Origin of the sequence: [Flexibacter] sp. ATCC 35103, from assembly GCF_001975985.1 — a bacterium.
GTDB lineage: Bacteria > Bacteroidota > Bacteroidia > Flavobacteriales > Flavobacteriaceae > Flavobacterium.
On sequence record NZ_MTQF01000018.1, the window covers coordinates 12,850 to 38,666 of the forward strand.

A 25,817-nucleotide genomic window follows, 5' to 3' on the forward strand; every position below is an offset into this window, starting at 1 on the left:
TGTTTTTTATCTTCTGTTTCTTCTAATCAGTATAAAAGCCCCGCTTAGTATAATCAATAAAGGAAATAACCCAATAAATATCATTTTGCTGATAAAAACCTGATTTGCATTTACCGTTATTCTGTTGTCAGTATTTTCAGGCCGCGTCGTGTCTATTGGAAATTTATAATCGCTAAACCAGCTAAAAACATCTGTTACAAACTGAAATGTTCCTGAACCATTACGGCTTAACTCCGCATTACCCATAAAATCAGCATCACCGGCAACAATTATTTTTTGTGATTTTCCGTTAATATTTCTTGTCAATGCCACAACAAGCGGAACTGAAGAGGAAGAAGTTTGTTTTTTAAGATCTTCAGATACAGAATTGATTCCTGTTGGTGCTTCCCAAACTTTCTGATTATTGGTTTGTAGCAATGTTGTTACTTTAAATCCGGAATCAGGATTCGTTTTAACGCCGCTGGTCCCTAAAAGCGGAATTGGAAATTGACCTTTTTTAAGTTTAATAAATGAAGTATCAATTGCTTTAGAAAACTCTGTAACTAAATAATCCGGTGAGTTAATTTCGCTTTCCTGAACTAATGCCTGTTTGGTAAAACTTACACCTAATTTAGCCGCTATAGTCGCTAATGCAGAGTTTGTTTCAGGTTCTGCCAGAAGCATTAAATTTTTTCCCTGTTCGATATATTTATTGATTCTGTCAATGGCGCCCTGGCTTAATTCGGTTTTAGGATCTGCAATAATAAAAATATCTGCATCCTGCGGAATGTTCTGTGCATTGATATCTACAGAGGCTACATCAAATCCCTGATTGATTAAGGAGTTTCTGAACGTAATTTCATTAAAACCGGTTTTGTAATTTTTATCCCCGTTTTTATCAATACTGCGTTCCATATTTCCGGTAGCAAATACAATTTTTGAAGGAGTTGTAATTAAACGTTTTAATGATGCCGAGATTTCTTTCTCAAAAGGAACTTTAAACAAGTCATCAAACATTCTTAAAAAAGTTTTCTTTCCATTGTATTCTATGGTTCTAACCACTCGGTTTTGTTCTGCTTTCAGATTAATTATTTTGCTTATTTCTGCCGGAGAATATAATTTTTTCAGCTTTAAATTCTGCGTTTCGATCATTTTTTCAGCAAGTTGTTTGTCATTCAATCCCGGATTTTGGGCATACAAAGCAGCATTTGTAGAAGTATCGTAGTAATAAACGTAATCCATTTTTATTTGGGGCAAAAAACGAGAGTACTTGTCAAAACTGGCAATATCCTGATTTTGAGAATACGGCATTGCCATATAATAATTAATGTCAAGTAAATTAACATAAGTAGTAATGGTAATAGGGCCGTCGATCTTTTTTACAATTTCCTGACTGGTTTTAGTCAGCGTTTTGTCTTTTGTACGCGTCATATCTTTATAAAAAGTCAGTGGCGCAGTAGATGTAATATAACCAAGAGATAATATAACAGCAATTAATCCTGTATATTTCAAAACTCTTTTTGATGTGGTTTGAGCATCTCTTCCGGTTTGTAATTTATAAATACTTAAACCAATAAAAAGAGTACTTACCAAAATAAAATACAGTACATCCTTACTTACAATAAGCCCTTCGATCATGGAGTTTGCACGTCCGGAAATCGAAAGAAAATAAGTTACATCTTTTACATAATCAACACCTTGCCATAGTTTACCAATAAAGTTCAAACCTGCTAAAACTACCAATGTACTAATTGCGGCAACAACCTGATAAGAGGTAAGACAAGACATAAAAAGACCAATAGCCGCATAAGTGCAAACTAATAAATACAAGCCAATAAGACCGGATAAAATAAAGCTGATATCTACATTATCAATAGAAAAATAAGCTGCAACACCCAATAAACCAAGTATTGACATAAACAATAAACAATAACTTGCAATGGCAAGAAATTTACCCAAAACAATGTCTTTAATGTTTATTGGCGAAGAAAGCAAAAGTTTGATAGAACCGCTATTAATCTCACGGCTAATAAGTCCCATTGTTAAAAGCGGAACATACAGATATAAATAATTTTGCATTTCAGTATACAACCCACTGAAACCGGAAAACACAATTTGTGACAGGTTATTCATGTGTTGACCTATTTTTTGTCCTTTTTCAAAACGTTCAATCGAGTCAAAGAATTTCCAGCTTGACTGGATCGAAAATATGACTAAAACAACCCATGCAACAGGCGAGTAAAACATAGTGTTGAGTTCTGTTTTAGCGATTCTATATATAGTTTTCATTTGTTTAATTTTTAAGAAATAGGGGAATTTTTAGAAGGTGCTTTTTTAGATAACTGTGCAAAAATTTCGTCCAGAGATACTTTTTCAAATCGAATTTCACGTAGTTTCCAATTGTTCTGTACACTTAGCGAAACAATTTTTTCGGCAATTTCCTGTGTTCCGTTAAAAGTGATCTGGATTTTCTTGGTCGAAAGAAAAATAGCTTCCGTAACTTCTGTAATAGCTGTTAATGCACTCAGTTGCGGCGGATTTTCGAAACTTACCGTCAATGTATTTGCCTCTATATGATTGTTGAAAGCTTCCAGCGAATCAGCAAAAACCATATGTCCGTTTTCGATCATTCTAATTTCCTGACAAGTTGCCTGAACCTCAGATAAAATGTGAGACGAGAAGATAACAGCCTTGTCTTTAGAGATTTTCTTGATTAAGTTTCGAACTTCTAAAATTTGATTTGGGTCTAATCCGTTTGTTGGTTCATCGAGCACAACCAGTTTAGGTTCATGAATAATCGCCTGTGCAATTCCCACACGCTGACGATATCCTCCGGATAAATTGCGGATTAATCGGTTACTAAAATGTGAGATCCCGCATTGTTCCTTGGCTCTTTCCACGGCATTTTTAAGATCTTCTTTTTTTACCAGTCTTAATTCCGCACAATGCGTTAAATATTCATTTACTGTTAAATCAAGATGTAATGGCGGTGTTTGCGGCAAAAAGCCAATTAGTTTTTTAGCCTCTACCGGATTTTCTTTTAAATTGATTCCATCAATAAAAATGTTTCCTTTTGTCTGGTTTAATACACCGCAAAGAATATTCATCGTAGTCGATTTTCCTGCGCCGTTAGATCCCAGAAGACCCAGGATTTTGTTTTCTTTAATTTCAAAACTTATATTTTGTATTGCCCAATCCTTGCTATATTGATGTGACAAATCCTCAACTCTTACAATTGTTGTTTCCATAGTGTTTTTTAAAACCTCAGGAATGCCTTTTTACTGAAAAAACATTCCCGGGTAATTTTTAATATTATTTAGTATCCTAAGTTTTGGGTTAAAAAGGGATTAGAGCGTCTGGCAGTTTCCGGTATTGGATAAAGGCTGTCTGTAGAAGCCCAGATTTTGCCCGCAGTTGCACCCAGAACCTGATCGATTATACCGCTTCTTTTTAAGTCTAACCATCTTTGTCCAAATTCTGCAAAAAGCTCACGTTCTCTTTCAAGAGAAATTAATGCCAATAACTGATTTGGGTCTGTTAGGGTAGTTGAAGGTAATAACGCCCTGTTTCTAATTACATTTATATCTTGCTGAGCTCCTGTAATATCATTTGATTTTACTCTGGCTTCGGCTCTTATTAAATAAACTTCGGCTAATCTCAGTACTGTAGAACGTTCTGATGGCGAAGCGGCATAAGCATTTTTATATTTTCTAGGGGCAATAAATGTCGTTCCGTCTGCAGCAACAACGCTTCCTGTCCAGTTTGTTTTTCTGGCATCGCCGGTTTCAAACAGTGTATTTCCTTTTCTAAGCATATAAGTTCCAGCAGCTGTAAACAAAGCGCCTCCTTCATAGGTATAAATAACATTAAAGTAGGGTATTTGCCAGATTGCTTCATTATTGTCTGCAATAAACGGACTGTTGGTACTTGTTAAACCGGTAATCATTTTATAAGTGCTGTTTTGAGCAATTACAGCACTTGCATGAGTAGCAGCATCTGTCCATTTGCCTAAATACAGGTTCACTCTTGCCAGCAAAGCCTCGGCTGCCCATTTTGTAGCCCTGATTCGCTGTGCATTATATTTCGTATAATCCACAGGAAGTTCTGCCGTTGCATCTTGCAAATCTGTTACAATTTGATTGTAAACTTCTGCCTGCGGATTGCGCGGAGCAAGTGCTGTCTGGTCTACATTGGTAGTCAGGATTAAAGGAACATCACCCCAAAGGTTCGTTAAATAAAAATAAGAATAAGCTCTTAAAAATTTAGCCTCAGCAATCCAGCGTTTCCCTGAAGCTTCTGTTAGTGTTTTGCTTTTATTTATACCTTCAATAACGCTGTTTGCATTATAAATGGTTTTGTAAAAGCTTGTCCACATTGAGTTCATTTCACCATCTTCGGTAGTAATTTCATTTGTACCAAAAACGTTATTCAATTGGGTTTTTAGAATTAATTCATCAGAAGTTTGTCCAAGAGTAATATGCAAAGAACCATAAAAAGTGTTGGTTACCATACTTTGGTAAATTCCGTTTACAGCAGCTTCTGCAGTTGCATCAGTTGCATAAACAGTAGACGATGAAAACTCACTGCTTGGAAGTTCGACATCAAGGATCTCTTCGCAGCCTGTGAAACCTGTCAAAAGTAAAAACGAAAATATATAGCGGAATGTTATAGAATTATTTTTCATGTTTTTTAGATTTAGAATGTAAACTGAGTTCCTAAAGTGATCGTACGTAACGGAGGTAAAGCCAGACCTTGAGTTTCAGGATCAAATCCTTTGTAACTTGTTATGGTCAGCAAATTTTGTCCCTGAAGTGTAAGACGTATTTTTTGAATGAATTTTTGTGTTTTTGCATCCAAAGGAATCGTATACGAAGCGCTTACATTTTTTAGCTTAATGTATGAAGCATCAATTAAAGTAGCATTTGATGCTGCGTAATTTAAAAAACTAGGCAAATAGGTAGATTGCAAAGCAATTCCCTGAGCCACATAATCATTATATTCGTCTGTTTGATAATTGGCAATACCATAAGGATATCCGGGTTGTATGGCTACTGTCGACATTAAATTTCTTCCGTTTTGTTTTACAAATTGAAACAAAAAGTCTAACGAAAATGCTTTGTAATTAATCGAGTTCGAAATACCTCCGTAATATTTAGGATAAGAAGGACCGTAATATTTTCTGTCCCCAAGTCCGTTTTGCGCAAAACCCGTAGTTATTTTTCCGTCACCGTTTACATCTTCAACTTGTGCAATACCATTTACAACGCCGGTATAATTGTATAAATATCTGCTGCTTAACGGATTTCCTACCACATAAGTGCTGTAATAACTGGAATTTTCTATATTATCAAATGACAATAATTTATTAGAGTTTGTCGAGATATTAAAAGATGTAGACCATTCCAGATTTTTAGTACGCACATTTGTAGTATTCAAGGTAAACTCCCAGCCTTTATTTTCGACTTCAGCATTTAAATTTGCCAGATAAGTTGTAAATCCGGCTTGCGGGCTTAGTGTTGCATTTACCAATTGATTTCCGGTAAGATTTCTATAATATGCTACTGTTAATGAAATACGATCTCTCAGGAAACCAAGATCCATTGCAGCTTCAAACTTTTTGGTAACTTCCCATTGAAAATTTGGATTCGCGATTCTCGTTGCAGCCATAGCCGCATTTCCGTTGCCATATGTGCTTGACGAATACGTATCAGCATATCCGTAATCATCAGAAGGATCATTTCCAACTTCACCATAACTGGAGCGCAGTTTACCAAAACTGATTACGGAACTGTGTCTTAGAAAATTTTCTTCTGAGAAAATCCAGGCACCACCAATTGAGCCAAAATTTCCGTAACGTTTATTGGCTCCAAAACGGGATGAACCATCTCTTCTAAAATTGATATTTAGAATATATCTGCTTAAAATATTATAATTCAATCGGCTAAAAAGCGATGCATATTTATATTCTGATGAACCATTATAAGCTGTTACAGTTGCAGCAGTTCCGGTAATACCAATAAGATTATCAGCACTATAACCAGTAGAACTAACGTAAGATGGCATTTCTGATTTTCTGTTTTGCCATGAACCACCAACTAATGCAGTCAAATTTCCTTTCCATAGGGGAGTAGAGTAGTTTAATTGCGGATCGATAGTAAAATTATTCGTATTGTTTGTTGACACTGTGTAGGATCTCAACGTATTAAGGCTAATGTTATTAGCTTGATAATAAGCATAATTACTTCCCGTTGCCGGCATAATTTGTTTAGAAGTCATTTCTGCAATCCCGTAACCTAAATCAGTTTTAAAATAAAAGCCTTTTGCAATTTCGTATTGAATGTTAAAGCTTGTAATTAAGTTGTTGCCTTTATCTTCGACTCTTTTCGTTAAAGCCGCTAAAGGATTTATATCGCTAAAATACGTTGGAGCCCAGTAATAACTACCGTCTGCATTGTATATTGGGTGATTTGGCGCTGTTGTAATTGCATAGGAAGTAATATCAAAATAAGGCAATTTGTTTTTATCCGTAGAGAATATAACAGAAGCTCCTACTTTTAATTTATCATTCATAGTAGTATGATTGATATTAAAGTTGGTAGCAAATTTGTTGTAACCAAAATCTCCCGGTAAAACAGTAGTTTCTTTATGATAAGCACCACTTAATAGAAAACTTGTGTTGTCGTTTCCGCCTTTTAAGCTTGCTGAGAAATCATTAAAATTAGCAGCTCCGCCTATTAATTTATCCTGCCAGTCAGTAGTAGTATTTTTATCCCAGTCTGTAAGCGCAATTCCGGTGCTTGAATTACTCGCAATTGCTTTACTGTTTGTCAATGCCGTACTCATCATATTAAGGTAAGCCGGAGTATCGAGTGTTTTTATTCTTGTTGCAACCTCAGATATTCCTGAGTTGGTATTGATCGTAAATTCGGTTTTACCTGATTTTCCTTTTTTAGTCGTAATCAAAACCACACCATTTGCACCTCTGGAACCGTAGATAGCCGTAGCATCTGCATCTTTAAGGATTTCTATGCTTTCAATATCATTTGGATTAATAATATTTAACGGACTTGTAGATTTTTGAGCTCCTCTGATAACACGATCAGATTGTACTTGTTCCTTGATATCATTACCAATATACGGAACGCCGTCTACGATATACAACGGGAAATTATTTCCTGACATAGAGTTTGTACCGCGAATACTTACATTGATATTACTTCCTGCATAACCGGATGTTTGGGTCACGAAAACTCCTGGAGTTCGTCCTTGTAAGCTCTGTAAAATATTGGTTATAGGTTGTTTTTCTATATCGCTCGAAGTAATTTTTGTTACAGATCCTGTCGATGTTCTTTTGGTTGTTGTACCGTAACCAATAATCACAACTTCATCTAGTTTTGCTAAATCAGGCTGCATTTTTATAGTAACAGTTGTCTGGTTTTCAACCGTAACTTCTTGTGTTTTATAGCCCAGATAAGATATTCTGAGCACGTGTTTTCCTTTAGGCAAATCGATAAAAAATTGTCCGTCAAAATCAGATATTCCTTGTTTGTTGCCGCCTACAACCATAACAGAAACACCAGGTAAAGGCTGACCTTTTTCGTCCAGAATTTTTCCGGCAAGAGTGTACGCCATATCTGCATTTGCTGTTGTTGCAGTAGTATTAGCGACTGGTTTTGCCGTTTCTTTTTTATAGATAACAACATTTTTATCTACTTGTTTGTATACTAAATTACTTCCCTGAAGAACAGTGTTCAAAATATCACTTACGCTTCTGCGTCCTTTGGGAGTAGTTACTTTAGGAAAATCTTTTATGATCTGTGGCTGGTAAGCAAACAGTAATCCTGTTTTATTTTCTATTGTTTTAAAAAGGGTTTTAATATCCTGATTATGAAGTTCAATATCAACAGATATAGATTCTAAATTCTGACCGCTCATTTCATTGGCAAAGACCATATGTGTGCCGCAGGTCAGTAAGAAAATGTGGAATAAACTGATTCGCATGATCATAATGGTTTTTTTTGACAGGTTGAAAAAAGACATAGATTTCTTTTCCCTGTCAAACATGGTTGTTTTACAGCGTAATTTCATAAATTTGCATGTTTTTTAATGGTTACTGGAATTAATTATTAAGAATCGCGGCCGTCTGGTGTAGGAGCCAGATGGCTTTTTTATTTCATTTTTGGTTAGTTTTTTATATCAGGTTTTAAAGGTTAATACTCCGTTATTTGGTTTTATTCACAACCTTTGCCTTCCAGGACAATTGCGTTGTTTTTATTATAATGGTAAGTGGTTTCAATTACACTGCAAACCACTTGCAGCACGTGATCTAAATCTTCTTCGTTTAAGAAACTGGCCGTTATCCTGCAGTTTTCGATCTTATCATTCGATAGTACAATTTGTACTTTATACTTTTGGGCAATCATTGCAACAGCTTCTTCCATATTTACATTATCAAGAATGAGGTAATTGCTTTTCCATGCGATTGCAGTTTCGGCTTTAGTATTATTTTGTTCAAAGTCTAAAGTGTTTTTGTTCACTTTTATTTGCTGATTAGGCGTAATTACACCGTATACTTTCTTAACATCTCCCACCTGAACTTTACCACGTTCTACTGTAACTTCTATATTGTCAGAACTATCGTAAGCATTAATATTAAAAGCAGTTCCCAAAACTTTTGTACTTACTTTTCCGGTATGAACAATAAAAGGTTTCGCTTCGTTATGCTTAATATCAAAATAAGCTTCACCGGATAAAGTAACTTCTCTGGTTGTTTTGTCAAAATCATTCTGGTCATAAGTAATACTACTTTTATCGTTTAGGATAATCGTACTTCCGTCAGGTAAACGAATAAGCTGTTTTCCGTTAAAGGCCAAAACCGAACTTATTTGTTCTAATTTCTCGTCTTTATTTTTTACAGGATTTGGCGTGCTTTCATAAACAAAAGCAGTTCTTAAAGCAAATAAAATCGTGATTGCTGCTGCGATTGCAACAAGAGTTTTCCCTAATTTTCGGTATGATTTTTTATTATCATCGATCGAAATAACCTTAGGTGAAGACTGAGAAAGGATATAATTAAGAATATCATCTCCTTTTTGCTTGTCTAATATTTCAACATTCTGATTTTCCTTCATCAAAAGCTGAATCTTTTCTTTAATAAAATCATCTTGCGTGCCAGATTGGATGATTTCCATCAGCTTTTGCTGTTCTGCCTCAGTTAAATTATTCTGCAGGTAGTTTTCGAATAATTCTTCAAATACTTTTTCTTGCATTTGTTTTTTGATTGTGAGTTAATAATCGTTATGGTAAACCTGGGTGTTTTTTATTTTGTTTTAAAATCAATCATCTTGTTAAAATAGGTCATAAACCTGGGTTAAATAGTGATCTTTATTATAAAGACGATTGTAAAACAGGGAAGGAGTAGTCGAAAGTGAAAAAAATGTAAAAAAATGTAAAATAATATAAAACGATGTTAACAGATACCGATTTTTAAGGAAGTTTACATTCTAAAAAACAAAAGCAAAGTCATGAACATATTCATGTATGGCGAAATTTTAAGACGCACAAATTTCAACGCCTGCGCCATGTGTTTCTTAACAGTTTCTGTAGAAATGCCTAAATCTTCACCAATTTTCTGGTGGCTTAAACCATCCCATTTTGCCATTTTATAAATTTTTTGCTGTTGAGGAGGGAGTTGATCAACAATTTGGTTTAAGATAACATTATACTGATCGTCTTTTATTGCTTCATCAGTATCATTTGCAGATGTGTTTTTGTAATTCGTTTGCACAGATAAAGAACTATCTCGTGCAATTTTCTTAATCATATCAAAAATATGATTGCGGGAAATAATAAAAAGATAATTTTCGATATTCGTAATTTCGGCTAAATTTTCATGATTTTGCCAGATTTTCAAAAAGACATCCTGAACGACTTCTTCCGCTAAAATTCTTGATTTTGTTATTTTTAAAGCAGTAGAAAAAACAATATTTTTATATTGATTATAGAGTTTTGTAAACGCCAGTTCACTCCCTTGCGATAACTCATAAAGGAGTTTGCTTTGGTCTGAATTGGAATTTGAAGACATCGTAGTAAATAATTTTGTTGATTTTGGCAATATTATTACTTTTTTGAATATATGCCGTATTGCAATGAAAAATATTTATCCGAAATGTTATTTTGGTAATTATTCGATATTAATATTATCTAATTATTAAAAAATGATTAAACATTTTGTAAATCTTCGAAACGTACTATTTTGTGTACGAAAATAGCTTAGCTCTTATGTATACTGAGATGAGGAGTATTTTTTGCCGAATTACAAAATAGTTCAGTTTTTTATTTTCTAATAAAAAACAGCGATTATTGCTTACAAAAGAAGCATTAGTTTGTGTTTTTTGAATCTGAAAAATAAAATTATTTCAAATTACCAGCTTCCTTTTAAACCTTCTTTCAGCGCAATATTATATTTTTCCAAATCAAAACTATATAAATCAGGAGCTTTATGCGCACCGCCTTTTCTTGATTCATCTAATTTTGTTAAGATATCATATCTTAAAATTTTGCGATAAAAATTACCTCTGTTGAGTTTTTTGCCTAAAATGATTTCATATAATTTTTGAAGTTCAGGCATTGTAAATTTCTCAGGAAGAAGATTATATCCAATTGGGTGATTGTTTAATTGTTCCCGTAATGTTAGCAAAGCTTTGTCAAGAATGTTGCTGTGATCCATCATAAAAACAGGCAATTCGCCAATAGATTTCCATTCGCAAGCTGATGAGTATTCATCCAGAATCAAATTTACCTTAGAATGTTCAGCCAGAGCATAATATCCTATCGAAACAAATCGCTGTTTATTCCATAAAGAATCGTCGTAATCTTCAAAAGCACTTTCAGAACGTTTCAGGTTTCCAAAAGTATAAAATTGCTGCAAATAGATATTCTCAGTTCCCGTTCTGTCTTTCAGGATACGGATTGCAGCATCGTCTACGTTTTCTTCTTTTTGTACATATCCGCCCGGAAGTCCCCACAAATCCTGATCTCTCATCTTGACAGTCAGCACCTGAAGCTCCGTTTCATGAAAGCTGAAAATTACGCAATCAATAGAAAGCGTTGGAATATATTTTTTCCATGCTGCGTCAGATTGTTCTTCAAGTATCCTTTTAAATTCCATTGTAATGATTTGTTTTCAAATTTACTGTTTTTGAAAATTTAAATAAACTAAAAAAAACTAAACTTCTGTTTATAATCTAAAAAAGGGCGCTTTTAAGCTCCATTTTTTAGTTCATTATTTTTTAATGATAACCTTTAATCATTGATAATAACTCATTTTTAGTTCTTTATAATTACAGTAAGTGAAATTTTATCCAATTTTATTTGTTGATGTGAGAAAAAGTTTTTAATATTGCTTCATTGTGAAGCAATGAAATAATACGATCAAAAACTCTAAAATTTCAAGAGACAAATAAAATTTCAACAATGAAAAATCCACTTATAAAAACAGCGCGCCTGACTCTTTTGACGGCATTAGTGCTTTCTAATTTATCATGGAATAAAATTCCGAATGATGAAACAAATCCTCCGGTTCTTACCATTAAGGGATTTAAATTTTTAGATTTAAACAGAAACGGAAAATTAGATCCGTGGGAAGATACCCGACTTTCTGTTGATAAAAGAATTGACGAAATCATCAAGCAAATGACCAATGCCGAAAAAGCAGAGCTGCTTATTGGAACCGGAATGCCCGGAATCGAGGTTCTGACGGGTCCTGTTGGAGATTCTAAGCAAGGTCTTGTTCCCGGAGCTGCGGGAGGAACTGCTGCTTTTGAGCGATTTGGTATTCCTGCAACTGTTGTAGCCGATGGTCCTGCGGGTTTACGAATTGAACCAACGAGAGAAAATGACTCAAAAACATATTATGCAACCGCATTTCCGGTAGGAACAGCTTTAGCATCAACCTGGAATAAAGCACTTTTAGAAGAAGTTGGAAAAGCAATGGGAAATGAAGTAAAAGAATATGGCGTAGATGTTTTATTAGCTCCTGCTTTGAACATTCAGAGAAATCCATTGAACGGAAGAAACTTCGAATATTATTCTGAAGATCCGTTGATTTCAGGGAAAACTGCAGCAGCAATTGTAAACGGAATCCAGTCGCAAGACGTGGGAACTTCGATTAAACACTTTGCCGTAAATAATGAAGAAACCAACCGATTGACAATTAATGCGCACGTTTCTGAAAGAGCGATCAGAGAAATATATTTAAAAGGTTTCGAAATTACCGTAAAAGAATCGCAACCCTGGACCGTAATGTCATCTTATAACAGACTAAATGGCGAATATACCTCTGACCGAAAAGATTTACTGACGGAGGTTTTGAGAAACGAATGGGGTTTTAAAGGCATTGTAATGACAGACTGGTTTGGTGGTTTTCCGGGTTTTGAATCCATACAAAAAGGGTCAAGCTCTGATGTTGTCAAACAAATGATTGCCGGAAACGATCTTTTGATGCCTGGAATTCCGGTGCAGAAAAAAGCATTGTTAGATGCCCTAAACTCAGGTAAACTACCTCAGGAAGTAGCAAATACAAATGCAAAAAGAATTTTAGAATATATTTTTCGTACGCCCACTTTTGCCAAATATAAATACAGTGATAAACCCAACCTGACAAAAAATGCAGAAGTAACCAGAAACGCTGCTGCCGAAGGAATGATTTTGCTTAAAAATACCAATAATGCATTGCCTTTTGCTGACAAACAAAAAGAAGTTTCCTTGTTTGGAGTTACATCTTATGCCTGGATTACTGGCGGTACAGGAAGCGGAAGCGTGAATAACAAACATACCGTTTCTCTGTTAGAAGGACTAACGGCTGCGGGTTATAAATTAGACAAGGAATTGGTTGGTTTGTATCAGCCACATGCTGAAAAAGAAGTTGCAGCTGAACAGGAAAGAAGAAAAGAAAAAGGTATTCTGGCTTTGCCGGAAAGACTTCCTGAAATGAAAATGGACGATGCTTTTATAGCTAAAAAAGCAGCAAGTTCTGAAATCGCATTTGTAACTTTAGGAAGAAATTCCGGAGAAGGCGGGGACAGAGTTGTTAATGACAACTTTAATATCGCAAATGAAGAAATTGAAATGCTGGATAAAATTTCGAAAGCTTTTCATGCAAAAGGGAAAAAAGTAGTCGTTATTTTAAATATTGGCGGAGTAATCGAAACGGCATCGTGGAAAGATAAAGCAGATGCTATTTTATTAGCGTGGCAGCCAGGTCAGGAAGGCGGACATTCTGTTGCTGATGTGGTTTCAGGAAAAATAAATCCATCAGGAAAATTAACCATGACTTTCCCAATGAAATATGCAGATACACCATCGGCAAAAAACTTTCCGGGATTTCCTGTCGATAATCCAAAAGAAGTAACCTATGAAGAAGGTGTTTATGTTGGATACCGTTATTTTAATACATTCAATATAAAACCATCGTATGAATTTGGTTTTGGAAGTTCGTACACGACTTTTGATTATATGGATGTAAAATTAAGTTCACCAACTTTCAAAGATAAATTGACGGTTGCTGTTACGGTAAAAAATACCGGAAAAGTATCCGGAAAAGAAGTTGTTGAGTTATATCTTTCGGCTCCTTCAAAATTGATTGATAAACCAAAAGAAGAATTAAAAGCTTTTGCGAAGACCAAAGAATTAAAACCGGGAGAAAGCCAGACGTTAGAACTGACTTTATCTCCAAAAGACCTGGCTTCGTTTTTAGAAAGCAAAAGTGCCTGGATTGCCGAAGCCGGAACCTATAAAGTTTTGGTTGGAGCATCGTCTTTAGATATTAAAAAATCAGCTGAATTTTCAGTAACCAATGAAATCACGGTCGAAAAAGTAAAGAAATCATTTGAACTCGATTCAAAGTTTACAGAACTTAAACCTTAAGCATATTATTTAATATTTTGGTTAGTATTAGATAATTTTAAAGCCTTTGAAACACTTGTTTTGAAGGCTTTTTTTATTTTAAACCAACGATTTCAAAATATCTAAAAACACCTTAACCGCCTTTTTTTCATAGACCTCTTTAATCGAAATTATCATTGCCGTTCTGGTCATGTTTTTTCCTTCTATCGGAATACACGAAATTCCTTTTTCGCTTTTAATGGTGGTTTGGGTGAGAATCGTATACCAATTTCCGCTTTTTACGAGTTCTAAAAGTGTTGGGATATCATTGATTTCGATTGCCACTTTTGGATGTAATTTGCTTTTGGCAAAAGCATCACTAATAAATTGAGTGGTGCTATATCCTTTTGCAGGAAGTGCAAGGGATAATTTACTGATTTCTTTTAAGGATATGGATTTCTTGTTTTTTAAAGCAGATTCTGTTGCTGTTACCAAAGTCATTGGCGAGGTAAAAAGTGCCTGATATTTAAAGTGATTTTCGGTAATAATTTCTTCGAAAGTCAGAATAACATCCAGTTCAAAATGATTTAGTTTTTCTATCAATTCCTTAGAAGTGCCAAACACAATTTCGAATTCAATTTCAGGAAATTTTGTATTGAATTCAATTACGGTTTGCGTCAATATATCCCGTAAAGCATAGGTTACACCAATCGCAATTTTTCCGGTATTAAGGTTGTTTAAATCCTTTAATAATTGAAAACCTTCATTTGCTTTGCTGATACTTTGCAGCGCAAAACTAGAGAATAATTCTCCGGCTTCGGTCAAGGTTATTCGTTTGCCAATTCTATTAAAGAGAGAAATTTGTAACTCATCTTCAAGCTGTTTAATTTGTTGGGATAAAGTACTTTGGCTAATGTTTAGACTATTTGCCGCTTCGGTAAAGTTGAGCAATTCCTTTGCTTTAAGAAAGTATTTAAGTTGTCGGAGTTCCATTTTTTAAATCGGTTTTATCGATTGATGTTATCGAAAAATAACGTTTTACAAATATAGAAATTCTTTAGACCTTTGTAACAAATAATGACTTAGTAAAATGAAAATAATACCATTACAAGAAGGGAATTACGTTGTAAACAGTAAAAAAGAATTTAAACTGATAAATGAATTTCCGCTTGATTCAGGACTAAAAATGGCGATTCAGCCTTTTTTGATTGTTACCCAAAAGGATTATATATTATTGGATTTAGGTTTAGGATTTTCTAAAAACGGAAGACCATTCGTTCATTATTTACTCGAAGCTCATAACATTAAGCCGGAACAAATTACAAAAGTCCTGATTTCACATTTCCATAAAGATCATATCGAAGGAATTGGCTTTTTTGAAGGAGATACTTTTGTTCAAAATTTTCCGGATGCAACCATTTACATGCAAAAAAGAGAACTTGATTTTGCTTTAACCCAACAACATCCGTCTTATAATTTGGAGATTTTGAATGAAATAAAAAAGTTTCCAAATGTAGAATTCCTTGAGGAAGATCAGGGAGAAATAACTGATGAAATTATCTATGAAGTTTCCGGAGGACATTCGCCATTTCATCAGGTTTTCTGGATTAAGGAAAATAACGAGATTATCTTTTACGGAGCCGATGATTTACCACAAGAAGCATATTTAAAAATGCATGTTGCCTACAAAACAGATTATGATGGCAAACGTGCCATGGAATCGCGAAAAAAATGGGAACAGCAAGCAAAAGACGAACATTGGAAAGTGCTGTTGTATCACGATATGAAAAAGCCTGTATTGGAGTTTAAGAAAGAAGCAAGACTTTTAGAAGCAAGAATATAGAAGCAAGAGGCAAGACTTTTAGACACAAGAAGTTAGAGAATATATTTGTTGTATTGCGCAAAAGTTAGCTATTTTTTACAGATAGCTATGTGAATTAATGTAAAGTGAAATGCCTTTTTTAAGCAGGCAAAGACTATGTTTCTATGTGTTTAAAACAATATCCTTAAAAAAAAAATATATCAAAATTCAGACGAAACGATTAGTTGAGTCTGAATTTTTTTTTCTTAGAAAATAACACAAATAAAACACTTCTTACTTTTTCTTCTAATGAAGATCGCAAAATCGAAAAAGCTTTGGTAATCTGGGCTTCAACCGTTTTTATCGATACATCGAGATGTTCTGCAATTTCGATATTGGTTAAGCCTTCTTTTTTACTTAATATAAAAACCTCTTTGCATTTGGGCGGAAGGTTTTGAATTTCTCTGTTTACCACATTCAGCACACGCTGAAATGACTCTGAATCATCTTCCTGAATAACAGAGTTTAACGCATCATAATACGATTTTTCTAGCGAGAATAAGGATTGGTTTTTTCGATACAAATCAATGAATTCATTGTAGACTAATTTGTAAAGAAAACTTTTTAAGGCGTGATCCGGTTTTAATCTTGTGCGTTGTTCCCAGACTTTAATAAAAACATTCTGCACGATATCCTCCGCACTGTAAATATTTTTTACAAGACTGTTGGCATACACACAAAGTTTATGATGATACGTGTCGATAAGGTAATTGTAAGCACTTTCATCTCCTTTGCTAAGAGACTCAATTAATGTTGCGTTATCGTTATAATCATCAATATTCATAGAACCAAATATATAAATTAATAGTTTTTAGGACTAAAATTAGGGTTGTATTTCTTGAAATTGAGCCTTTTTTTAATTTTCTATTTGAAAATTAGTACAAATAAAAACACCCAAAATGGCAAAGATAAAAACATTTACTATTTTATTTCTATCAAATTAGTATAGTTTATTGAAAGAAAAGACTTGTGAAAAATAAAAAAATCAGCAAAATGAAAAAAACTTTATCAAATTGTTAGGGTTTTGTTTTTTTGCTTCGTAATAATATTAAAAACAAGTAAAATGACAGTGAAAAAGTCAGAGCGATTAATTGTTAAGTTTATCACAAATCAGGCCAGTAGAGATGAAATCGAAAGCCTTACGGAATGGCTTAAAGAAGAGGAGAATCAAATTGTGTTTAAGGATTTTGTAAAAACCAACTACGCAATTGATGCTGCAATGTACACTTTTGATTCAGGTGAAGTTAAAAAACAATTAGCAGAAAGAATTGAGAGAGAAAATATTGTTTTTCAAAAAAGAAGATTTTCATCTTATTACAAATATGCGGCAATTTTAGTGCTGGTTTTAGGCGGATTTTATTTCTATCAAAAATCGGATTTGTTTCAACATAAAGTAAATGTTGTGGTACCAAGACAAGATGATATTGTTTTGCAATTAGACAACGAATCGTCAGAAACAATCGATACAGCTGAAGCGAGAGATATAACAGACAAATCCGGAAAAGTAATTGGTAAACAGGAAAAAAACAGATTGGTGTATTCAAATGAATATTCAAACGGAGAATTAGTGTACAATACTTTGAGAATTCCGTACGGTAAAAAGTTTGAAGTTCAGTTATCAGATGGTACAATTGTACATTTAAACGCAGGAACTTCATTGCGATATCCGGTTCAGTTTCTGAAAAATAAAAGTAGGAAAGTATATTTAACCGGTGAAGCTTATTTTGAAGTTTCAAAAGATAAAGCACATCCGTTTACCGTAAATACTCAGGAACTAAATGTAGAAGTTCTGGGAACTAAGTTCAACGTAAATTCATATCAGGAAGATATAAACGCAGATGTTGTTTTGGTCGAAGGAAAAGTCTCTCTCTATAAAGATAAAAAAACGACAGACAATCAGGTTTATTTAACTCCGGGATTAAAAGGAACGAGTATAAAAGGTCAGCAAAAAATTACTGCAGAGCCTGTAAATACTGATTATTATACGGCTTGGGTAAAAGGAAGCCTGGTATTTAAAAACGCCTCTTTTGATGCAATTATCAAAAAACTCGAACGCCATTACAACGTAACGTTTATCAATAAAAATAAAGCACTGGGAAAAGAAATTTTCAACGCCCGATTTGATAATGAACCTATCGAAGTGGTCTTAAAATATTTTAGCGATAGTTATGCGATAGATTATAAGATAAAGGAGGATGAGATTACGATTAGGTAAAGGAGAGAGAAGCAAGATGAAAGAATAAAGAGAATAGAATAAAGAGAATAGAATCAAGATGAAAGAAGCAAGAATAAAGAGAATAGAATTGTGAATTTATAGTAAATAATCTAAAATCTAATAATCTAAGTAGTCTAACAATCTAAGAAGTCTAACAATCAAAATAATCAGAAAACTAAAATTAAAAAAGCCTATGTAACAAAAAGTCCGGAAAAAAGGATTGTGTTTATATAAAAAAACCGGAAAATGCGCCAACATTTCCCGGTAGAGTAAATGCGATCAGTTAATTAACCAACCAACATTAAAAAACATTTTAAAAGTATGAAAAAACTATTGAACAAAATCAGGTTCGACAAGCCTTTTTTGAAATTTGATTTGAAGATGAAATTGACTACATTATTTTTATTTACCACTTTGACAGTGATGCAGGCGGGAGTTTCGTATTCGCAAAAAGCTAAAATGTCACTTAATGCCAGCGACATGACCGTTGGTAAAGTTATTGAAAAGCTGGAGTATACTACAGATTATAGATTTGTTTACAATATAAGATCGGTTGATTTAGACCGTAAAATAGACATCAGACTCAGTGATGTTTCTATAGAAACGATTCTAAATACGATCTTTAAAAATACCGGTACTGATTATAAAGTTTCAGGATCCCACATTATTCTAACACCCAAAAAAGCTCCGGAACCGGTACAGCCTGTTAGTAAAAAACAAGAGGCAGATTTTATCGTAAAAGGTAAAGTGACAGATGAAAAAGGGATTCCGTTAGTAGGAGCAGCAGTTTCTGATAATGGTTCAGGTAGAGGTGTTCAGACAGATTTTAATGGTGAATATCAAATTATTGCCGTAAGCAGCGAAACGACATTGGCTTTTGCATATCTGGGGTATATCAGACAAGAGATAAAAGTAGAGGGCAAAAGTGTTATCAATGTTGTATTAAAAGAAGAAACGCTTCAATTGGGCGAAGTAGTCCTGACAACGGGATATCAAAATATTTCGGCCGAAAAATCGACAGGATCATTCTCCAGTTTAAAAGCAAAAGATTTTCAGGAACAGCGTTTAAGCAGTTTAGATAAAATTCTGGAAGGACGTATTGTAGGATATCAGGGAGGTAAAATTCGTGGTACAACTTCTATGAACGGTCTTACAACACCTTTATACGTGATTGATGGTTTCCCGATTGAGAACACCAAGTATGATGCAAATTTTCGTTTATCAGAAAGTTTACCAAACTTAAACTTAGAAGATATTGAAACTATTACAGTTCTTAAAGATGCGGCTGCATCGTCTATTTACGGTGCGCGCGCAGCAAATGGAGTTGTTGTAATTACTACTAAAAAAGCAAAAGCCGGACGAACAAATATTTCATTTTCAAGTAATCTTACTGTAACTCCGTATAGAAATTATACCGGAAATCTTACAGATGCAGGTGATATTATTGGTCTTGAAAAAGGCTGGGCTGATGCAAACCCAAGTTTAAAAGGAGCAAATGCAAGTACTTATGCACAATCTTTATTAAACAATGCCGTATTTACAAGTCAGGGAATGCAAACTCTTTTAAATGGTTATGCAGGAAATATTTCCCAAGCAGATATGAACAATCGTTTAAATCAACTAGGATCGCAAGGATACAGATATTATGATGATATTGCCAAATATGCAAAACGCGATCAATATTTTATTCAGCATAACGTAAGTTTAGGCAAAGCAACAGAATCGAATAGTTTTAATGCTTCCCTGACGTATAAAGGAAATAAATTTGAAGACCGTTATTCTGATAACCAATCAGTTGGAATTAATTTAAAAAATTCAACTGATATTACAAGCTGGCTGTCATTAGATTTAGGTACTTATATGAATTATGGAGAAAGTGATACACAAACCTATGATCCTTTTAGTACTCTTAAACCACAATTTAAATTTCAGATGTACAATCAGTTAGTAAATGATGACGGATCAAATTTTACTTCTACAGCAGCATCACGATATAATAATTTTACGCTTCAGTCCATGAAGACTTATGGTCTTTACAACATGGATATCACACCAATGGATGAATTGGGGCGTAACATAAATAAAACTAAAAACTTATTGAACAGAACTTTTGCAAAATTTAATATAAAATTCAGTCATGCACTTACCTATAATACAATGTTTCAGTACGAATACGGTGTTGATCGTGGCAGTTTAATAAGAGATAAAGAATCGTTTAATGTTAGGTCTACAGTAAATGGTTTAGTAACCATTGTTAATAATAAAGCCGTTTATAACTTGCCTTATGGTGATATTTTAAAAGAGACAAATCAATTTACGAATGCTTACAACTTCCGTCAGCAATTAAATTTTGATCAGAATTTTAATAATATACACGATGTAACCGCCATTGCAGGTATGGAAATTCGTCACTCAAAAGTAGAATACGGTGATAACACACGTTACGGCTGGGACGAACAAACTTTGTCATATACACCGGTAAATCAGGCTGATTTGCTAAAAGTGTACGGAACTGTTTTTGGAGGCAGCCTGGGAGTAAATAATTTTGCAGCAGATCGTGAACTGGTAAACCGTTACGTTTCTTTTTATGGAACAGGAGGTTATACGTATGACCGAAGATATTCATTAACAGGTAGTTTACGTTGGGACCGTTCGAACCTTTGGGGAACAGATAATAAATATCAAAATAAACCAACCTGGTCTACAGGAGCAGCGTGGAATATTGATAAAGAATCTTTCTTTAAAGTTTCCTGGATAAATATGCTTAAACTTCGCGGATCTTATGGTATTGGAGGAAATGTTGCCAAAGATTCTGCACCATACTTAACAGCCAGTTATTATGCCAATACAAATGTTGGCGGAAATCAGGGATATGTTAATTCAAGACCAAATCCTGAATTATCCTGGGAGAAAACAACTACAACCAATGTAGGTTTAGATTTTGCATTTTTTAATAACAGATTAAGCGGAACTTTTGATGTTTACCATAAAAAAGGACAAGATTTATTAGCAAGCAGTAACGGAGTTCCAACAGAAGGATTTGGTTATTCGACTTATAGAATAAATAACGGAGAAATGACCAATAAAGGGATCGAAACGACTTTAAGAGGAACAATTGTAAAAACAGGTTCATTCTCCTGGGATGCGTCAGTTTTATATGCCTATAACAAAAACAAAGTCGATTATGTAAAAGTCGAAGCTCCCGTATATTACCTGCAATTAGATTATCCGTCTTCTTATCCCAGAATTGGCAACGATTACAACACAATTTACGGTTATAAATGGGCAGGATTAAACGAGAAAGGTTTACCGCAGGTTTATAATGCAAAAGGCGAAAAAGTAATATACAATCCGGCTGATTTAAAGGCAATTCAGGATTATGGTTCAACTGTACCCACGCATAGCGGATCATTTCATACCTCTGTGAACTATAAAAATTTCTCCCTTTCGGCATTGTTTATCTATGAGTTAGGACATAAAATAAGAAATACATTTTTACCCATGTTAGAGAATAATTATTCTAGCGCATTAGGAAGTTATGTAACAGATATCACGACTGTAAATAAAAATATCGTAAACCGTTGGCAACAGCCCGGCGACGAAGCTTTTACTAATGTACCTCGTGCGGTATACGAATACGAAGCAGATTTTATTTCAGATTCCCGCGACATCTATCGTTATGCAGATATCAATATTCTTGATGCTTCGAATATCAGATTAAGCAATGTTTCGCTGGCTTATCAATTGCCAAAAGAGGCGATAAAAAGAGTAAACTTACAAGATGTGCGCTTTAATCTTAACGCAGAAAATGTTTTTACGGTAGCAAAAAGCAGAGATGCTAAATATCTTTTAAATGGTTTTCAATCCCCAAGTTTAGTTTTTGGTGTAAACATTAATTTCTAATTTAAAAAGACTATACTATGAAAAATATATATATAAATATACTATACATTTTAGCATTAGGATTGGTTGTAGCATCTTGTGATAATTATTTGGATGATGCGCCAAAAGGATCTAAAATACCAACAACACTGGCTGATTATGAAGCTTTTATTCGTGACGAATACACCAACCAAAGTGTAGATGCAGCACAAGCGTTGAACCTCATGAACGATAAATTTATCGATATAGCCACTCTCGCTGCTGAGCGTTTGACAAAAGCCAATTATATGTGGGATGAAACAGCTGATCGTATCGAATTAAAACAATCAGACGAAAGATTATATTACGGACAGTATGCAGGAATTTCTACCTTTAATTTGATTATTGCAAATGCCTTAACCACAACAGAAGCAACCGAAGCTGAAAAGCGAGTGGTTTGGGCAGAGGCAAAAATTTTGCGTGCCATGTCATACTATAATCTGGTAAATTTTTATGCAGATACGTATGAAGCCTCAACAGCCTCAACAAAACTTTCAGTGCCTTTAATTACAAGCGCAGATATTAATGCACCAAACAAGCAAGTAACCATTCAGGAACTGTATGATTTTATCCTGACAGATGTAAAAGAAGCATTGCCTTATTTACCAAAAGTTTCGCAAACTGCTTTGCATCCTAATTTAGGAGCAGGTTATGCGTTTTATTCCCGCGTTTATTTGCAAATGAGTAATTATACCGAAGCTTTAAAATATGCAAATCTGGCTCTTGCGGAGAATAATAAACTATACGACTGGAACGCATATTATACGACGAATAAAACCATAATCGATCTGCCTAATTCATATACCAATACGCCATCGCCAATGGGATATGATTATGTTGAGAATTATACGTATCGTCATGGCGCTACCACTTATTTATCTACAGAATTTAGTATTCCCGTAGACCGTGCACAACGTTTTGAAGCCGGAGATGTCCGCTTTAAATCACGTTGGAAAATCAGGACCGTTGGTGTAGAAACGTACTACAGAAGAACCTTGTCAGGTATGTTTAATTATGGCGGAATCACAACTGTAGAAGTCTATTTGATCAAAGCAGAATGTCTTGCGCGTGCAGAACAAATAAGCGATGCATTAACACAACTTAATACAGTTCGTAAAACCCGTATACTTCCGGCTTTATATCAGGATATTGTAACTACAGATAAAACGGCTGCGCTAAACGCTATTTTCAGAACAAAGAATAACGAACTTATTCTAACCCTGATTCCTTTTGCAGATGCACGCCGATTAAATGCAGAAGGCGTTTATAAAGTGAGTTTCTCAAAAGTAGATGCAGGAACAACCTATACTTTATCATCAACCTCACATTTATGGACAATGCCATTTCCTCAGGGCGCGACTAAAAATCCCGGCAACGGAACAATCATCCAAAATGTAGCCAAATAAAAATCTTAAAAGCTTCCTGATCAGGATTTTCGAAAAGGAAGCTTTTTTCTAAAAAACAGCAATCAAAAAATGAATACAATTAAATATAAAATAGTTGCATTGTGTCTGGGTTTATCTATGGTTTCTTATAGCAATCAGGCACAGACAAAAAAAACGGCTACGCAATCTTATACTCTTGAAGGAACTATAAAAGGACTTGCAGACGGAACCACAATCGAGTTGATTCCCGGAGCAACTCATTCATCAGAAACTGCGGTTGCCGAAACAACAAGTAAAGATGGCAAATTTAGCTTTACAGGAAAATTAAAAGAACCACGTTTATTTTATCTTTCTTTTGGAAAAAACAAAGGATATATTCCCGTTCTGGTTGAAAATTCTAAAATAAAACTAACAGCAGAAGCCGAAACTTCAAAAGAGAATGAAAGAATCAATTTTAAAAATGAAGTAGTTACAGGATCAAAATCAAACGATTATTTCAAAAAAGAAACGGCTTTCAGAGAAGATTTGAACAATGACTACGCAGCATATCATAAAGGAACCGAAACGATTTCTAATTTATATGCAAAAGCCAGAACATCAGGCAACAAAAAACAAATGGATTCTATTGGAAATTCTCCTGAATGGAAAAAATTTGAAGCAGATGAAAAAGCATTTTTTGCAAAAGTACAATCAAGTTCTGAGAATCTAATTGCAAAGCATAAAGCCACCTGGTGGGGACCATTTTTTATGCTGACACAATACAGTTACTTCACTCCGGATCAAAAACCTGTTTTTGCGCAATTTTCAGAAACAGCCAAAAAAAGCTATTACGGACAATTAGTAGAAAAAGAAGTAAACCCTAAATCGTTGGTAGGCACAAATTTTTCTAATTTTGCCTTAAATGATAAAGACGGAAAAGCATATAATGTAAAAGATATTATAGCAGGAAAAAAATACATTCTAATAGACTTTTGGGCATCCTGGTGTGGTCCGTGTCGCAAAGAAATTCCGAATTTAAAAACAGCCTATGCCGCTTATTCGGATAAAGGGTTTGAAATATTGAGCATCTCAATAGATAAAGATCAAAAAGCGTGGCTTAAAGCGCTTGGACAGGAAAATATGCAATGGCATAATCTTTTAGATGATAACAAAGTAAGCAATGCCTTTAATGTAAAAACAATTCCGGCAACTTATTTAGTAGATAGTAAAGGTGTAATTATCAGCGATAACTTAAGAGGCGCTGCATTAGAAGAAAAATTAAAAGAACTTTTGAAATCGTAGTTTATAGTTGATAGTATTCAGTCGCAGTCTCAGTCTCAGTCTCAGTAATCAGTGCCGTTAATCAGTCGAATACTGAATACTGTCACTGCGACTGAATACTAAAAACTGCGACTATAAAAAAACACATCGTAACAACAAAAGAAATAACAACATGAAAAGTACAATTTTAAAATCAGGTTTAGCCGCATTAGCGCTCCTAACCACAATTACTTCCTGCTCTAAAAAGGAAGGTTATACTATCAACGGTACCATTGCCGGATTAGATAAAGGAACTGTATATCTGGAAAATACAGATGAAAAAGGAAACAAACAAATTGTAGATTCTACCCAGATAAAAGGAGGTGCTTTTATATTTGAAGGAAAAGTAAACGAGCCTTTATTGTACACCATAAAATTGAAAGGACAAGAATACGGCGCTTTTCTTTTATTAGATAATGAAGATATTAAAGTCGAAGCAAAAAAAGATTCTGTTTTTAAAGCCAAAATTACCGGAGCAACCCAATACGACATATATCAATCGTATTATAACAACGAATTCAAGGAAATTCAAAAAATTGCCGGACCTATTTATAAGTTATCAGATTCATTACAGCAAAACGGAAAAGTAAAATTAACGCCGGAACAACAAACCATGATGGATAAAAAATGGAAGGATCTTGCCGCTTTCGCCGATGGTCTGACAGATAAATACATCCTGAAAAATAAAGATAAAATTGGTGCGGCATTAGTAATCAGTGACCGAATTGTATCGTACGGAACTCCTGAACAAGTAAAAAAATACTACGCAATTCTGACTCCTGAAATTCAGAAATCATTTTACGGAAAACAGTTAAAAGCAACAATTGACCTAAACGACAAAACGGCTCCGGGAGCTCTTGCACCAGAGTTTTCTCAAACAGATGTAAACGGAAAAGTAGTAAAATTATCAGACTATAAAGGCAAATATGTTCTGGTAGATTTCTGGGCAAGCTGGTGCGGACCTTGCCGTAAAGAAAATCCAAACGTAGTTTTAGCCTATAAAACCTACCACGATAAAGGATTTAATGTTTTGGGAGTTTCACTGGATGATAAAAAGAAACTTTGGGAAAAAGCAATCGAAAAAGACGGACTAACCTGGACACACGTTTCAGATTTAAAAGGATGGCAAAATGAAGTTGCAACTCTATACGGCGTAAAATTAGTCCCAACCAATTACCTAATTGGACCAGACGGAAAAATCATTGCTAAAAACCTGAGAGAAGCAGAACTTCAATCTAAATTGAAAGAAATTTTTAGTAAAACTTAAAAAGTA

16 protein-coding genes are annotated in these 25,817 nt (G+C 34.4%); 7 read left to right on the forward strand and 9 right to left on the reverse strand.

Going from position 1 to position 25,817, the window contains the following annotated elements; translation table 11 throughout:
- Positions 1 to 6 precede the first annotated feature (6 nt).
- From BXU01_RS23155 to BXU01_RS23185, 7 genes are all read right to left on the reverse strand, one after another.
- Positions 7 to 2,268, reverse strand: a complete 2,262-nt coding sequence (locus tag BXU01_RS23155) for a Gldg family protein (RefSeq protein WP_083696151.1) — start codon at positions 2,266 to 2,268, stop codon at positions 7 to 9.
- A gap of 11 nt (positions 2,269 to 2,279) precedes the next feature.
- A complete protein-coding gene (locus BXU01_RS23160) occupies positions 2,280 to 3,227 on the reverse strand; it encodes an ABC transporter ATP-binding protein (RefSeq protein ID WP_083696153.1) in 948 nt (315 codons plus the stop codon).
- A 68-nt stretch (positions 3,228 to 3,295) separates the two neighbouring features.
- Positions 3,296 to 4,663 (reverse strand): RagB/SusD family nutrient uptake outer membrane protein, encoded by a 1,368-nt coding sequence (locus tag BXU01_RS23165; protein ID WP_083696155.1) that lies wholly within the window; start codon positions 4,661 to 4,663, stop codon positions 3,296 to 3,298.
- Positions 4,664 to 4,674: 11 nt separating this feature from the next.
- Positions 4,675 to 8,067 (reverse strand): TonB-dependent receptor, encoded by a 3,393-nt coding sequence (locus BXU01_RS23170; protein ID WP_083696158.1) that lies wholly within the window; start codon positions 8,065 to 8,067, stop codon positions 4,675 to 4,677.
- Positions 8,068 to 8,210: 143 nt separating this feature from the next.
- Complete coding sequence (locus BXU01_RS23175; protein WP_083696160.1) at positions 8,211 to 9,248, reverse strand: FecR family protein; 1,038 nt, start codon at positions 9,246 to 9,248, stop codon at positions 8,211 to 8,213.
- 227 nt (positions 9,249 to 9,475) lie between these two features.
- Positions 9,476 to 10,063 (reverse strand): RNA polymerase sigma factor, encoded by a 588-nt coding sequence (locus BXU01_RS23180; protein ID WP_083696162.1) that lies wholly within the window; start codon positions 10,061 to 10,063, stop codon positions 9,476 to 9,478.
- Between the two features lie 339 nt (positions 10,064 to 10,402).
- A complete protein-coding gene (locus BXU01_RS23185) occupies positions 10,403 to 11,149 on the reverse strand; it encodes an NUDIX domain-containing protein (RefSeq protein WP_083696165.1) in 747 nt (248 codons plus the stop codon).
- 305 nt (positions 11,150 to 11,454) lie between these two features.
- On the opposite strand from BXU01_RS23185, the gene BXU01_RS23190 reads away from it, so the two are divergent.
- The gene (locus BXU01_RS23190) at positions 11,455 to 13,905 is read left to right on the forward strand and encodes a glycoside hydrolase family 3 N-terminal domain-containing protein (RefSeq protein ID WP_083696168.1); all 2,451 of its coding nucleotides are present in this window, start codon (positions 11,455 to 11,457) and stop codon (positions 13,903 to 13,905) included.
- A 78-nt stretch (positions 13,906 to 13,983) separates the two neighbouring features.
- Here the strand turns inward: BXU01_RS23190 and BXU01_RS23195 are convergent, their stop codons facing one another.
- On the reverse strand, positions 13,984 to 14,856 hold the full coding sequence (locus BXU01_RS23195) for a LysR substrate-binding domain-containing protein (RefSeq protein WP_083696171.1): 873 nt from the start codon (positions 14,854 to 14,856) through the stop codon (positions 13,984 to 13,986).
- Positions 14,857 to 14,953: 97 nt separating this feature from the next.
- On the opposite strand from BXU01_RS23195, the gene BXU01_RS23200 reads away from it, so the two are divergent.
- Positions 14,954 to 15,706: an MBL fold metallo-hydrolase gene (locus BXU01_RS23200; RefSeq protein ID WP_083696174.1), complete on the forward strand. Its 753-nt coding sequence runs from the start codon at positions 14,954 to 14,956 to the stop codon at positions 15,704 to 15,706.
- Between the two features lie 199 nt (positions 15,707 to 15,905).
- Here the strand turns inward: BXU01_RS23200 and BXU01_RS23205 are convergent, their stop codons facing one another.
- The gene (locus BXU01_RS23205; RefSeq protein WP_083696177.1) at positions 15,906 to 16,508 is read right to left on the reverse strand and encodes an RNA polymerase sigma factor; all 603 of its coding nucleotides are present in this window, start codon (positions 16,506 to 16,508) and stop codon (positions 15,906 to 15,908) included.
- Positions 16,509 to 16,787: 279 nt separating this feature from the next.
- Between BXU01_RS23205 and BXU01_RS23210 the strand changes: the two genes are divergently transcribed.
- The 5 genes from BXU01_RS23210 (at position 16,788) to BXU01_RS23230 (ending at position 25,811) form a co-directional block, all read left to right on the forward strand.
- On the forward strand, positions 16,788 to 17,939 hold the full coding sequence (locus BXU01_RS23210) for a FecR family protein (protein ID WP_083696179.1): 1,152 nt from the start codon (positions 16,788 to 16,790) through the stop codon (positions 17,937 to 17,939).
- A 321-nt stretch (positions 17,940 to 18,260) separates the two neighbouring features.
- The gene (locus BXU01_RS23215) at positions 18,261 to 21,842 is read left to right on the forward strand and encodes a SusC/RagA family TonB-linked outer membrane protein (RefSeq protein ID WP_083696182.1); all 3,582 of its coding nucleotides are present in this window, start codon (positions 18,261 to 18,263) and stop codon (positions 21,840 to 21,842) included.
- Between the two features lie 17 nt (positions 21,843 to 21,859).
- On the forward strand, positions 21,860 to 23,266 hold the full coding sequence (locus BXU01_RS23220) for a RagB/SusD family nutrient uptake outer membrane protein (RefSeq protein WP_083696185.1): 1,407 nt from the start codon (positions 21,860 to 21,862) through the stop codon (positions 23,264 to 23,266).
- Between the two features lie 69 nt (positions 23,267 to 23,335).
- Entirely contained in the window at positions 23,336 to 24,526 is a 1,191-nt protein-coding gene (locus BXU01_RS23225; protein ID WP_083696188.1) for a TlpA disulfide reductase family protein, read from the forward strand.
- A gap of 151 nt (positions 24,527 to 24,677) precedes the next feature.
- Complete coding sequence (locus BXU01_RS23230) at positions 24,678 to 25,811, forward strand: TlpA disulfide reductase family protein (RefSeq protein WP_083696191.1); 1,134 nt, start codon at positions 24,678 to 24,680, stop codon at positions 25,809 to 25,811.
- Positions 25,812 to 25,817 lie beyond the last annotated feature (6 nt).

Excerpts from the sequence above, each read along its gene's own strand:
- BXU01_RS23165 (WP_083696155.1), bottom strand. The coding sequence starts at position 4,663 with ATGAAAAATAATTCTATAACATTCCGCTATATATTTTCGTTTTTACTT.
- BXU01_RS23160 (WP_083696153.1), bottom strand. The coding sequence starts at position 3,227 with ATGGAAACAACAATTGTAAGAGTTGAGGATTTGTCACATCAATATAGC.
- BXU01_RS23155 (WP_083696151.1), bottom strand. The coding sequence starts at position 2,268 with ATGAAAACTATATATAGAATCGCTAAAACAGAACTCAACACTATGTTT.
- BXU01_RS23205 (WP_083696177.1), bottom strand. The coding sequence starts at position 16,508 with ATGAATATTGATGATTATAACGATAACGCAACATTAATTGAGTCTCTT.
- BXU01_RS23185 (WP_083696165.1), bottom strand. The coding sequence starts at position 11,149 with ATGGAATTTAAAAGGATACTTGAAGAACAATCTGACGCAGCATGGAAA.
- BXU01_RS23190 (WP_083696168.1), top strand. The coding sequence starts at position 11,455 with ATGAAAAATCCACTTATAAAAACAGCGCGCCTGACTCTTTTGACGGCA.
- BXU01_RS23215 (WP_083696182.1), top strand. The coding sequence starts at position 18,261 with ATGAAAAAACTATTGAACAAAATCAGGTTCGACAAGCCTTTTTTGAAA.
- BXU01_RS23220 (WP_083696185.1), top strand. The coding sequence starts at position 21,860 with ATGAAAAATATATATATAAATATACTATACATTTTAGCATTAGGATTG.
- BXU01_RS23180 (WP_083696162.1), bottom strand. The coding sequence starts at position 10,063 with ATGTCTTCAAATTCCAATTCAGACCAAAGCAAACTCCTTTATGAGTTA.
- BXU01_RS23195 (WP_083696171.1), bottom strand. The coding sequence starts at position 14,856 with ATGGAACTCCGACAACTTAAATACTTTCTTAAAGCAAAGGAATTGCTC.
- BXU01_RS23230 (WP_083696191.1), top strand. The coding sequence starts at position 24,678 with ATGAAAAGTACAATTTTAAAATCAGGTTTAGCCGCATTAGCGCTCCTA.
- BXU01_RS23225 (WP_083696188.1), top strand. The coding sequence starts at position 23,336 with ATGAATACAATTAAATATAAAATAGTTGCATTGTGTCTGGGTTTATCT.
- BXU01_RS23210 (WP_083696179.1), top strand. The coding sequence starts at position 16,788 with ATGACAGTGAAAAAGTCAGAGCGATTAATTGTTAAGTTTATCACAAAT.
- BXU01_RS23200 (WP_083696174.1), top strand. The coding sequence starts at position 14,954 with ATGAAAATAATACCATTACAAGAAGGGAATTACGTTGTAAACAGTAAA.
- BXU01_RS23170 (WP_083696158.1), bottom strand. The coding sequence starts at position 8,067 with ATGAAATTACGCTGTAAAACAACCATGTTTGACAGGGAAAAGAAATCT.
- BXU01_RS23175 (WP_083696160.1), bottom strand. The coding sequence starts at position 9,248 with ATGCAAGAAAAAGTATTTGAAGAATTATTCGAAAACTACCTGCAGAAT.